The sequence below is a fragment of the Sphingobacterium paludis genome (assembly GCF_004364125.1).
GTDB lineage: Bacteria > Bacteroidota > Bacteroidia > Sphingobacteriales > Sphingobacteriaceae > Sphingobacterium > Sphingobacterium paludis.
Window position 1 is genome coordinate 152010 of record NZ_SNZV01000009.1, and the last position, 12234, is coordinate 164243.

Consider the following 12234-nt stretch of genomic DNA (forward strand, 5'->3'; position numbering starts at 1 on the left):
ATTTTTAAAAAATGGAAAAACAAGAATATACCATCACCTTGTACACAGAGAACTCTATCGGTATGATTGGGCGTATCTCGGGTATATTTTCCAGACGGAAAATAAACATTGAAAGCTTAAACACCTCGCCATCTGAGGTCGAAAATATACATCGTTTTACGATCTTAATTACCGAATCAGAAGAAGTGGTGCGTAAACTGTGTCGCCAAATTGAGAAGCAGGTCGAGGTTTTAAAAGCATACTACAACACCGATGAAGAGCTCATATGGCAGGAACAGGCCTTGTATAAAGTACCAACGGACATTATTGCGGAGAAGGCGCCCGTAGAGCGTTTGTTACGTGAGTACGGTGCTTCCGCCGTCGTGATCCGCAACGACTACACTGTTTTTGAAACCGCTGGACACCGCGAGGAAATTGACAAGCTAACCGCCGAGCTAACCAAATACAGATTGATTGAGTTTGTACGGGGTGCCCGCATCGCTATCATCAAAGACAGTGCTGGATTCCACACCAAGCTCAAGCAATTTGAGCGTGAAGAACCAGCGCCTGAAGTGGTGGAAAATGAATTTTTAGATCAAGGCGATAACGTCTTCACAATGTAATACGACATGGACAACGTTTTCAACTTCATTATAGACACCCGTAAGGCCTTTATCGAACTGATCGATAGCCTATCCGTAGAAGAGCTCAATCAAATTCCAGAAGGATTTAACAATAACATCATCTGGAACTTCGGCCATATTGTAGTCAGTACACAGGGTCTTTGTTACCTGCGCACCGGCATCAAATCGGACAGCTCTTTTATCAAGTATCTCTCCGCTTACGCCAAAGGCACAAAACCTACGTATACCGTCGATGCAGAAGAAATTGCAGATCTACGCGCGCTAGCTTTATCGACTATCCAGCAGATTCATGCCGATTACGACAAGGGGATTTTCAACGCCATTACTCCGTTTGAAACATCCACCTATAAATCCAGCCTCAACAGCATCGAAGAGGTACTCATCACAACTGTCGGACATGATAACCTACATTTTGGTTATGCTCTAGCGCAACGCAGAGCAGTAAAAAAATAGTATTTGACTTCTAAAAACAAAAAAAATTAATAATAAAACAATGGCAAATTATTTCAACACATTACCGCTTAGAGAACAACTAGAACAGTTGAGTCATGCAGAATTTATGGAAACAGCAGAATTCGCAGATGGAGTAAACGCTTTAAAAGGTAAAAAAATCGTAATTGTAGGTGCTGGTGCACAAGGCTTAAACCAAGGTTTGAACCTCAGAGATAGCGGTCTCGATATTTCCTACGCGCTACGTAAAGAAGCTATTGAACAAAAAAGAGATTCCTGGAAAAATGCTACGGACAACAATTTCACTGTCGGCACATACGACGAGTTAATTCCTACGGCTGACCTTGTGATCAACTTGACCCCAGATAAACAACACACGGCAGTAATCAATGCAGTTATGCCCTTGATGAAACAAGGTGCTGCACTTTCTTATTCCCACGGATTTAATATTGTGGAGGAAGGCATGCAGATCCGTAAAGATATCACCGTTTTGATGGTGGCCCCAAAATGTCCAGGCTCTGAGGTTCGCGCAGAATACTTGAGAGGCTTCGGTGTACCAACCTTAATCGCCGTGCACCCCGAGAACGATCCGGAAGGAAAAGGATGGGCTTATGCAAAAGCCTATTGTGTAGGGACGGGCGGACACCATGCCGGCGTTTTGAAATCATCCTTCGTGGCCGAAGTAAAATCAGATTTGATGGGCGAGCAAACTATCCTTTGTGGTTTGTTGCAAACAGGTTCTATCCTGTCGTTCGACAAGATGGTGGAAAAAGGCATCGATGCGGGTTACGCGTCCAAGCTGGTACAATATGGTGTAGAGGTCATTACTGAAGCGTTGAAGCATGGTGGCGTAAGCGGCATGCTTGACCGTTTATCAAATCCGGCGAAGATCAAAGCCTTCCAAATCTCTGAAGAGTTAAAAGATATCATGCGACCGTTGTTCCAAAAACACCAAGATGATATCATGTCTGGCGAATTCAGCAAAACCATGATGGAAGACTGGGCGAACGGCGATGTGAACTTACTGAAATGGCGCGCAGAAACAGGCGAAACAGCTTTCGAAAAAACGCCAGCTGGCGATGTGAAAATTGGCGAACAAGAATATTTTGACAACTATGTACTCATGGTCGCTTTCGTAAGAGCTGGTGTTGAGTTGGCTTTCGAAACCATGGTAGAAGCCGGTATCAAGCCAGAATCTGCGTATTACGAGTCCCTGCACGAAACGCCGTTGATCGCGAATACCATTGCACGTAAAAAACTATTTGAAATGAACCGTGTGATTTCTGATACCGCAGAATACGGCTGTTACCTATTTGACCAAGCTTGTAAGCCTTTATTGGCCGACTTCATGAAAAAGGTAGATACAGACTTAGTAGGCAAAAACTTTAACGAAGGAAAAGACGGATCGGTAGATAATGTACAATTGGTTCAGGTAAACGAAATTTTACGCAGCCACCCGGTCGAGGTCGTTGGTGTGAAATTGCGTAAAGCCATGACAGCGATGAAAACCATTAAAACTGTCTAATTTTTCGTAATTTAGACGGCCAAAAAGGAGTAATGTAAAAAGCATGACATGCACGTCATTGCGAGAAGGAGGAACGACGACGCGGCAATCTTACGTTTGAAAAAATGCAGATTGCCGCGTCATACTTCCTCGCAATGACGCATTTTTACGCTCGTCATATCTTATCTTCAGACAGACTCCTTCAACTACCAGCCTTCCTGAAATAGCTGAATCAGGAAGCAAGAAAGACGTTTAAGCGATCTTTCTGATTTTAAAAAAGATACTTTTCAGCAATTATAGAGAAAGAGAAAATGGGAAAAACATTAGTAGAGAAGATTTGGGATGCGCATGTTGTCAAGCGTGAAGAGGGCTTCCCCGACATCCTGTACATCGACACACACCTTATCCATGAAGTAACCTCGCCGCAAGCCTTTGATGGCCTACGTAAGCGCGGTTTGCCAGTACTTCGTCCATCACAGACGGTAGCGACAGCCGATCACAACGTGCCTACGCTAAATCAGCACCTGCCGATCAAAGAAGAATTATCGCGTTATCAGGTGGACATGCTGACGAAAAACACCTCGGAATTTGGGGTGGAGCTCTATGGCTTGGGGCATCCTTATCAAGGGATTGTGCACGTTATCGGTCCCGAGCTAGGCATCACGCAGCCGGGAAAGACCATGGTTTGTGGGGATAGCCATACCTCAACGCACGGCGCTTTTGGAGCCATTGCTTTTGGTATCGGCACATCACAGGTAGAGCAGGTCTTTGCCACCCAATGCTTATTGCAACAAAAGCCCAAAACGATGAAGATTGAGGTGAACGGCGAGCTAGCTGCAGGTGTGGGTGCAAAAGATATCATCTTATACATCATCTCTAAAATATCCGCAGCTGGCGGAACTGGATATTTCGTAGAGTATGCCGGATCTGCCATTCGCGGATTGAGCATGGAAGGTCGTATGACGATCTGTAACATGAGTATCGAAATGGGTGCACGTGGCGGCCTTATCGCTCCGGATCAAACAACGTTCGACTACGTGGAAGGGCGCGAGTTTGCGCCAAAAGGAGCAGACTGGGACAAAGCTTTGGCTTATTGGAAAACGTTGTACTCTGATGAAGAGGCTGTGTTTGACGCCGTTCTTGAATACGACGCGGCAGACATCCAGCCGATGATTACCTACGGTACCAACCCAGGAATGGGGATCGGTATCACGGAAAACATCCCGACAACCACTTCACAACCGGAAAGCGAACGCCCATCTTACCAAAAGGCCATCGACTACATGGGATTTCATGATGGCGAATCTGTACTCGGTAAAGCAGTGGATTACGTCTTTATCGGTAGCTGTACCAACTCTCGCATCGAAGATTTAAGAGAGGTTGCGGCTTTTGTACAAGGAAAACAAAAAGCGGAAAACGTCGAGGTATGGATTGTGCCGGGGTCTAAGCAAGTTGAAGCACAAGCTAAGGAAGAAGGAATTGATAAGATCTTCGAGCAAGCAGGTTTCGCTTTGCGTGAACCAGGCTGTTCCGCATGCTTAGGCATGAATGAAGACAAGATACCAGCCGGTAAATATTGCGTATCAACCTCAAACAGAAACTTTGAGGGACGCCAAGGGCCGAATGCGCGCACGATGCTGGCCAGTCCATTGACTGCCGCAGCAGCAGCTGTAACCGGTAAGATCGTTGATATTCGACAGTTAATTTAAACGTTGAAAAGATAGCTTTAGTGTTCTATTCCCACTTTTCTAGTTTTTTGACTTTTAATTTTTAACTTCTTACTTCTTTAACTTTTTACTTTTCAAAATGAAAAAATTTGAAAAATTAACGTCTCAAGTGGTGCCGCTACCAATTGAGAATATAGATACCGACCAGATCATTCCTGCACGTTTTCTAAAGGCAACAACACGGGAAGGTTTTGGTGATAATTTATTCCGTGACTGGCGGTACGAAGCCGACAACCAGCCCAAAGCGGATTTCGTGATGAATAACCCAACGTTCTCCGGTAAGATTTTGGTTGCCGGGAAAAACTTTGGTTGCGGATCCAGTCGTGAACATGCCGCTTGGGCTATTCAAGATTACGGATTTGACGTGGTCATCAGCTCCTTCTTTGCCGATATCTTCAAGGGAAATGCCTTAAATAACGGCGTACTGCCCATTCAGGTACCCGAGGAATTTTTGCAGAAGATCTTTACTGTAGTTTTTGCAAATCCTACCAGTACGGTATCTGTAAATTTAGAAACCCAAATGGTGAGTATTGACGAGACCGGGGAAAACTATTCCTTTGAGATCAACGCTTACAAAAAATCATGCTTGATTAATGGTTATGATGACATCGATTTCATCTTAAGCCACAAAAGCGAAATCGAGCAATTCGAAAAAAACAGATAATGTCAAACCCCGTCGTCCATATCGTCAACTTAAATCTGCAATACGCCGGAACTCCGGTGCTGTGCAATCTAAATTGGCGTATATATCCGGGCGAGCATTGGGTCATTGCCGGGAAAAGCGGCTCGGGCAAATCATCATTGGCCAAAGCTATGGTGAAGCAGGAAAAAGCTTCAGGAGAAGTCATCTTCACGTTTGACCCGGATAATCCTATGCCTGCACAGGCATTCTATGTCGCAAATTGGTATCAGTTCGCGAATCTGGAGGGGGATCGCAATTTCTATTACCAACAACGCTATAATAAACAGCAACAAAACGATACCTTGACCGTTTATGCTGACCTGATCCACTTCGGAAAAAAATACCAGCTTAACTTTCAAGATGCAGAGCCCATTTTACAGGCTCTGGGGTTCGAAAATTGCCGCGAAACGCAACTTATCGAGCTTTCCAGTGGTGAGCATAAAAAGCTTCAACTGGTGCAAGCACTGTGGCTTCGGCCGCAACTGCTCATCCTTGATGAGCCCTATACAGGCTTAGATAAACGCTCACGCAAAAACCTCAACAGCATATTGGATGGTATGGCCAACGTGGGAACCACGCTCGTGCTGATTAGCAACGACCGCAACATTCCAGATGCCGTCAATCGCTATGCACAGATCGAAGATGGACAACTCCATCCGGTTTCCGATCTGGATGAAATCAAGCAGGACGAGGAAAGGCAACAAAAGCCCTTCCCCTACTTTCTACAAAAAGCACCCGCTGTGGATAACGATACGATGATCGAGCTGCGGAACGTGTCCGTGCGTTACGGCGAAAAACAAGTATTGAAAAACATCAGCTGGCGCGTGCAGGCGGGCGAAAAATGGCTTCTACAAGGACCAAATGGCTCTGGAAAGTCCACCTTGCTCAGCCTTTTAAATGGTGATCATCCGCAAGCCTACACCAGTGCTATCTTCCTCTTCGGGAACAAACGAGGATCGGGAGAAAGTATCTGGGATATCAAACAGAAAATAGGGATTATATCGCCGGAGCTCCATTGGTATTTTGACAAAAATGCTACGGTATGGCACGCCATAGCATCCGGCTTTTACGACAGCATCGGCTGGTTCTTGCAAGTAAAATACGAAGAGAAAAAACAAATCGAACAGCTGTTGGATTTCTTTGATCTCTTGGAAGATAAAGATAAATTGCTGCACACCCTCCCTTTAGGGAAGCAACGGCTGGCACTTCTAGCGCGCACCATTATCAAAAACCCGCAACTATTGATCTTGGATGAGCCTTGCCAAGGCTTGGACCGATCGCAAACTGCGCACTTCAATGCCGTACTGGATGAACTTAGCGGCTATGGAAAAACGCTAATTTATGTGGGGCACTATGAATCGCAACTTCCGGCTTGTTTAGACAATAGACTGGTTTTGGAAAAAGGGGAAGTGGTCATTTCCGAACATATAAACAGAACAACAGTATATTAGATTAGCTACCGATGCGTGGTGCAGGGAGACGGGTTACAAATTAGAAAATTAAGTAAATATAATAGGTAAAGTAAACAGCAGCAGGATGTACAGCAAAACGCGACAGCCGTTATACTTTCCAAGGTAAGCAAGATGAAAAAAAATATTTTAATTATACCGGGCGACGGCATCGGACAAGAGGTTACTACCTGGGGAAAGCAGGTATTAGAAACAGTAGCACAGGCGTATGGTCATGATTTTAGTTTCGATGAGGCTATCATGGGGCATACTGCAATTGAGGCGACCGGCAACCCATTGCCAGATGAAACACTCGAAAAAGCCAAAGCTTCAGACGCCATTCTTTTCGGCGCGATCGGGCATGCAAAGTATGACAATGATCCATCAGCAAAAGTGCGTCCCGAACAAGGTCTATTAAAAATCCGTAAAGAGTTGGGCTTGTATGCGAACCTCAGACCCATTCTTCTTTTCGATGAATTGTTGGACGCGTCCAGCCTGAAGCCGGAGGTGCTACGTGGAACAGATATTTTATTCTTCCGGGAGTTGACTGGTGATGTTTATTTCGGCGAGAAAAAACGGAACGAAGATAACAGCTTTGCTTCGGACTTAATGAACTACCACCGCTATGAGGTAGAGCGCATTGCGCGCAAAGCCTATGATGCTGCGCGCACCCGTAACAAGCGACTGTGTTCTGTTGACAAAGCCAATGTCTTGGAAACATCAAGATTATGGCGCGAGGTGGTGCAAGAGATCGCAAAAGAGTATTCCGATGTAGAGACCGAGCATATGTTTATCGACAATGCCGCTATGCAGTTGGTGAAGAACCCTAAAAAGTTTGACGTGGTGCTTACGGCTAATCTTTTCGGCGACATCTTGACGGATGAAGCGTCACAAATTGCCGGATCGATGGGTATGCTTGCATCAGCTTCTATTGGGGATGGTACCGGATTCTTCGAGCCTATACATGGATCGGCTCACGATATTGCAGGACAGAACAAAGCAAATCCGTTAGCCTCTATCCTTTCAGCAGCATTAATGCTCGATATTGCTTTTGGACTTCAGGAAGAAGCCAAAGCTGTGACGAACGCTGTAGCCGAAACGTTGAAAGCCGGTTGGAGAACAGGCGATATTGCCAATGCCGAAACAGCTGCCCATAACATTTTGGGAACAAACGAAATGGGAGCAAAAGTGCTATCCTTTTTCAAGAAGTAATAGGATAAAACGATGAAAGTCATACTCAACAATTGATTTGTTACTTTTAATAGGATTTTTAACTTTCGGCTTAATAATTTTGAATTTTAACTTTTGACTTATCGCTTTTTGAATTTTGACTTGTCACTTTTGACTTTTTAATTTTAACTTTTTAATTTTTATCAGTTATGCTACACGATCCGAATCACTTATATATTTTCGACACCACGCTTCGCGATGGCGAGCAAGTACCAGGCTGTCAGTTAACCACACCGGAAAAAATCGAAATAGCGAAAGATCTGGAATCATTGGGTGTAGATATTATCGAGGCCGGATTTCCGGTATCCAGCCCCGGCGACTTTCAATCTGTCGTCGAACTTTCCAAGGCTGTAGAAAATGTAATTATCTGTGCACTTACACGGGCACATAAAAACGATATTGATGTCGCCGCAGATGCGCTAAAGTTTGCGAAGCGCCCCCGTATACATACCGGAATCGGAGCATCAGACATGCATATCAAATATAAATTCAACTCCACGCGTGAAGAGATTTTAGAACGGGCAGTGGCTGCTGTTAAGCATGCGAAGTCATACGTGGAAGATGTGGAATTCTATGCAGAAGATGCCGGACGAGCCGATCTGGCCTACCTCGCGCAGATGGTCGAAGCTGTTATCGCAGCGGGAGCAACCGTCGTCAACATTCCCGACACCAATGGTTATTGCCTGCCCGATCAATATGGTGCGAAGATCGCCTACCTGAAAGAACACGTCAGCAATATCGATCAAGCCATTATTTCAGCACATTGCCATAACGACTTGGGATTGGCAACCGCCAACTCTGTTGCCGCGGTTCAACATGGTGCCCGTCAAGTGGAATGTACGATAAACGGCATTGGCGAGCGTGCGGGAAACACATCTTTGGAAGAAGTTGCCATGATTTTGAAAGTTCACCAACAGCAATTCCCGGGATTAACGTCTAACATCAATAGCAAGTTATTTACCGCTATCTCGCAAAAGGTAAGCTCCATGATGCGGATGCCGGTGCAACCCAATAAGGCGATCGTTGGAAAAAATGCATTCGCGCATAGCTCAGGAATACACCAAGACGGGTTCTTGAAACATCGGGAAAACTATGAAATTATTCGGCCAGAAGATGTGGGACTAGATGAAGCGGGTATTATTTTAACGGCTCGCTCCGGACGCCATGCTTTAAAACACCACCTCGAGCGACTAGGTTACCAATTGGATAAAGAAGAGCTTGCTGCTACGTATGAAAAGTTCTTGGTCATCGCTGATGCCAAGAAAGATCTATGCGACGATGATCTTAAGGCATTAATGCAGTCCTAAACGAAAATTATAAACAGGCCGTCTATAAAGCGATTAATACTCGTCATTGCGAGAAGGAGGGACGACGACGACGACCGCCGGAGGCAGCTCCGAAGGAAACCAATCTCACAAAATCAAAATGCAGATTGCCTCGTCACACTTTCTTGCAATGACGTATGTTTTAGTTCATCGATAATCAGGTTAGATAGCCCTTCATAAATTTCATAGTATGTACAGGCACTACAACAATACTGCTGAGGGTTTCCTAATCAGAAAAGGTTTTTGAATTTTAAATTTTGACCTTCAACCGCTACCCCCTCCCTTTTGACTTTTTAACCGAGCGGAGGAAGCTTATCGAGATAATTTTGACTTTTAGCCGCTACCCCGTCCCTTTTGACTTTTTAATTTTTAATTTTTACTTTTAAAAATGGATCTTTCGACCCTGACCATAGACTCCCAGCAGGCTGCAGAGCGCATCAAAGATGTCGTCTATCGCACACCGCTACAGTATAACTTACATCTGTCTGAAAAATACGACGCCGAGATTTATTTAAAACGCGAGGACCTACAAGTGGTACGATCGTATAAACTTCGTGGCGCCTACAATAAAATTGTCAGCCTTTCGGAAGCAGAACGAAGCAAAGGCGTTACCTGCGCCAGTGCGGGCAACCATGCACAGGGTGTCGCGCTCTCCTGCAAAAAATTAAACATCAAGGGTGTTATATTTATGCCCGGCCCTACCCCGCGACAAAAGATTACACAGACAGAAATGTGGGGTAATGGAAACATTGAAATTGTCCTGACGGGAGATACCTTTGACGATTGTCAACGAGCAGCCTTGGACTATAGTCAAGAGCATGGGATGACCTTTATTCCCCCCTTTGACGATGTAAAAGTTATTGAAGGGCAAGGAACGGTAGCTGTCGAAATTTTAGAAGATCTACCCGATCTGGATGCCATTTTTATCCCGATAGGTGGCGGTGGTCTCTCTTCCGGTGTAAGCTATCATATGAAAAAGTTTGCTCCGCAAGTGAAGTTGTACGGCGTTGAACCCGAAGGAGCACCTTCCATGCTAGCCGCGTTAGAAAACGGTAGCCCTATAGAGCTGGAGCAAATCAACAAATTTGTGGATGGCGCCGCTGTCAAAAAAATAGGCGCATTGACTTACGCGATCAGCAGCCAATTATTGGATAGCGTCAAACCTATTCCGGAAGGAAAGATCTGTACAACGATATTGCAACTTTATAACAAAGACGCGATTGTGGCCGAACCTGCTGGTGCACTATCTATCGCGGCTTTGGAATTTCACAAAGAAGAAATTAAAGGAAAAAAAGTGGTTTGTGTGGTTTCCGGAGGAAATAACGATATCGATCGGATGAGCGAGATCAAGGAAATGTCACTCCTTTATGAAGGGTTTAAGCACTACTTCATCGTCCGTTTCCCGCAACGACCTGGTGCACTTCGCCTGCTCGTTACCGAAGTACTCGGGCCCAAGGACGATATTACAAGGTTTGAGTATATCAAAAAGACAGAGCGTGAGCGAGGGCCAGCGTTGATTGGTATCGAGCTTAATGATCCGAAAGATTATACCAGCTTTATTGAACGCATGAAAGCCTATAAATTTGACTTTATAGAAATCAATAAAGATCAAACCCTCTTCGAGTACTTGGTATAGACAGTCAGGAAAAAAACAAATGCCCCCGAAAACCTATATTTTTCGGGGGCATTTGTTTTTCAGCGCTATTTACAGTGCCAAATCGCGCTACGCACTTATTTTATCAAATTCTTTTCGGCTGGTTTATTAACAACGCCTATCTTCGTCTGTCTTGACGGATTTGAAGCCGTCCCCCGAGCAACAGCAGATCGATTTAAGGTACTACCCGTGGCACCGCTGCCGTTAGACTCACTAATTGCCCGTGCGATCATATTTTCGCGAGGGTCGCCAAAGTTCCGATAAACATCATCGTATACGTTAGGTACATCGACGAAGAGGCCGTCCCAATAATCGGTATCGCCGTTACTGTTCAACGTTTTAAAGGAAGCCGCCCAAAGAGAAATTTCACCGCCCATTATCTCCTGCCCGAAGAAACCTACGGGCTTACCATAGGTACGATTTGCTTCGGCAATCAGGACTACTTTCATATGGGGCTTCAAGACATTGATCAATAGCTCCGCGGCCGAAGCCGTTGCGTCCGTAACTAAGAAGTATACCTTGGTTAATTCCAAGTTATTGTTTCGGACGAAATTAACAGGTCTAAAGTCGTACTCACTTGACGCACGTACCGTATAAGGTTGCAAATTTGCATTAACTTGGTAAGTGAACATACGTTTACCCGCGCCGGATGCCGGTATAATTTTGTTCGCTAAATATTGTGCCGTGTGCACATAGCCTCCTGTATTGTAGCGCATATCCACAATAAGTTCTTTGATCCCTTCCGTTTCAAAACGCTGAAAAATACGTTGAAAATCCTGATAGTTTTGATTGGAGTTGGTCACCTCTTCAAAAGATGAAAAAGCGAGATACCCCATCTTCGTCGTACCATTATAAACGGTATCCGCGAGGATAGGTCTGATGGTATACGTTTCATTTGCCAAGCTACTCTCGACTTCTTCGCCATTCACGTTTCGAACTTTCAAGCTCATGGTGCCTGCATCTAGTGCGGCGTCAATTCTTCCAGGGATTGAACCCAAGACACGGCAAGACCTAGTGGCACCAACACCCTGACACTCATAGGGAGCCGTCATATTCCCATCACCGTTCAGCGACAACAGTATCGCGCCCCGCGAGATTCCCGCGCGCTGCGCAGGCGATCCGCCCTCTACAAAGTAAACATATGGGGCAGCCGCTGTCTCGGAAATAATATGCCAACTGAAATACACGCCAAACCCCGTATTGGTATCCATGCGTACGCCGCTGCTACGCCCCAATTGAGAACCGTCTGCATTTTCCAAAAATGAAAAGCGGTCTATACTTCCAGCATATCCAGCATGATAAGGCGTAAGCCCTTTAAGGGCATTCAACAAACTGAGATTACTAGTATAATTAGCTGTGAACGTCCTAAGAATGCGGTTGTCGGGCACATACTCGGTCCACAAAGACTGTAAATTGTAATAATAATAGATACTATCGCGTATCAGCTCTTCCTTCGTGTCGACAGGTTCGGGCGTAGGTGTATCCAAATCTTTCTTACACCCGATAGCCAAGCCGATGCAAAGCAGGAGCATTAAATATTTACTTACTTTCATCTAGTTCAATAAATTAGCAATTTATTACGAATATACGA

At 45.0% G+C, this 12234-nt stretch carries 10 protein-coding genes; 9 read left to right on the forward strand and 1 reads right to left on the reverse strand.

Translation table 11 applies throughout. The annotated features are described in order from the left end of the window. Positions 1-11 precede the first annotated feature (11 nt). The 9 genes from ilvN to ilvA all read left to right on the forward strand — a co-directional run bounded on the left by ilvN (position 12) and on the right by ilvA (position 10625). Entirely contained in the window at positions 12-602 is a 591-nt protein-coding gene (ilvN, locus tag B0I21_RS16930; protein WP_133641664.1) for an acetolactate synthase small subunit, read from the forward strand. 6 nt (positions 603-608) lie between these two features. Then, entirely contained in the window at positions 609-1076 is a 468-nt protein-coding gene (locus tag B0I21_RS16935) for a DinB family protein (protein WP_133641665.1), read from the forward strand. Between the two features lie 40 nt (positions 1077-1116). Beyond that, positions 1117-2598: a ketol-acid reductoisomerase gene (ilvC, locus tag B0I21_RS16940; protein WP_133641666.1), complete on the forward strand. Its 1482-nt coding sequence runs from the start codon at positions 1117-1119 to the stop codon at positions 2596-2598. Positions 2599-2888: 290 nt separating this feature from the next. Then, the gene (leuC, locus tag B0I21_RS16945; protein WP_133641667.1) at positions 2889-4286 is read left to right on the forward strand and encodes a 3-isopropylmalate dehydratase large subunit; all 1398 of its coding nucleotides are present in this window, start codon (positions 2889-2891) and stop codon (positions 4284-4286) included. A gap of 97 nt (positions 4287-4383) precedes the next feature. Further along, positions 4384-4968 carry a 3-isopropylmalate dehydratase small subunit gene (leuD, locus tag B0I21_RS16950; protein ID WP_133641668.1) on the forward strand — a complete coding sequence of 195 codons (585 nt, stop codon included), beginning with the start codon at positions 4384-4386 and terminating at the stop codon, positions 4966-4968. Next, positions 4968-6437: an ATP-binding cassette domain-containing protein gene (locus B0I21_RS16955; protein WP_208292376.1), complete on the forward strand. Its 1470-nt coding sequence runs from the start codon at positions 4968-4970 to the stop codon at positions 6435-6437. The genes leuD and B0I21_RS16955 overlap by 1 nt, the downstream gene beginning before the upstream one ends. A gap of 132 nt (positions 6438-6569) precedes the next feature. Continuing rightward, positions 6570-7646, forward strand: coding sequence for a 3-isopropylmalate dehydrogenase (leuB, locus tag B0I21_RS16960; RefSeq protein ID WP_133641670.1), 1077 nt, complete (start codon positions 6570-6572; stop codon positions 7644-7646). A gap of 167 nt (positions 7647-7813) precedes the next feature. Next, entirely contained in the window at positions 7814-8971 is a 1158-nt protein-coding gene (locus B0I21_RS16965; RefSeq protein ID WP_133641671.1) for a 2-isopropylmalate synthase, read from the forward strand. A 406-nt stretch (positions 8972-9377) separates the two neighbouring features. Continuing rightward, entirely contained in the window at positions 9378-10625 is a 1248-nt protein-coding gene (gene ilvA / locus B0I21_RS16970; RefSeq protein ID WP_133641672.1) for a threonine ammonia-lyase IlvA, read from the forward strand. Between the two features lie 95 nt (positions 10626-10720). Here ilvA and B0I21_RS16975 read toward each other — a convergent pair whose 3' ends face one another. Then, a complete protein-coding gene (locus tag B0I21_RS16975; protein ID WP_133641673.1) occupies positions 10721-12196 on the reverse strand; it encodes a S41 family peptidase in 1476 nt (491 codons plus the stop codon). Positions 12197-12234: the final 38 nt, after the last annotated feature.

Bases quoted from the DNA above. Each gene is read 5' to 3' on its own strand.
- B0I21_RS16975 (WP_133641673.1), bottom strand. From the start codon at position 12,196: ATGAAAGTAAGTAAATATTTAATGCTCCTGCTTTGCATCGGCTTGGCT.
- leuB (WP_133641670.1), top strand. From the start codon at position 6,570: ATGAAAAAAAATATTTTAATTATACCGGGCGACGGCATCGGACAAGAG.
- ilvA (WP_133641672.1), top strand. From the start codon at position 9,378: ATGGATCTTTCGACCCTGACCATAGACTCCCAGCAGGCTGCAGAGCGC.
- B0I21_RS16955 (WP_208292376.1), top strand. From the start codon at position 4,968: ATGTCAAACCCCGTCGTCCATATCGTCAACTTAAATCTGCAATACGCC.
- B0I21_RS16935 (WP_133641665.1), top strand. From the start codon at position 609: ATGGACAACGTTTTCAACTTCATTATAGACACCCGTAAGGCCTTTATC.
- leuD (WP_133641668.1), top strand. From the start codon at position 4,384: ATGAAAAAATTTGAAAAATTAACGTCTCAAGTGGTGCCGCTACCAATT.
- ilvN (WP_133641664.1), top strand. From the start codon at position 12: ATGGAAAAACAAGAATATACCATCACCTTGTACACAGAGAACTCTATC.
- ilvC (WP_133641666.1), top strand. From the start codon at position 1,117: ATGGCAAATTATTTCAACACATTACCGCTTAGAGAACAACTAGAACAG.
- leuC (WP_133641667.1), top strand. From the start codon at position 2,889: ATGGGAAAAACATTAGTAGAGAAGATTTGGGATGCGCATGTTGTCAAG.
- B0I21_RS16965 (WP_133641671.1), top strand. From the start codon at position 7,814: ATGCTACACGATCCGAATCACTTATATATTTTCGACACCACGCTTCGC.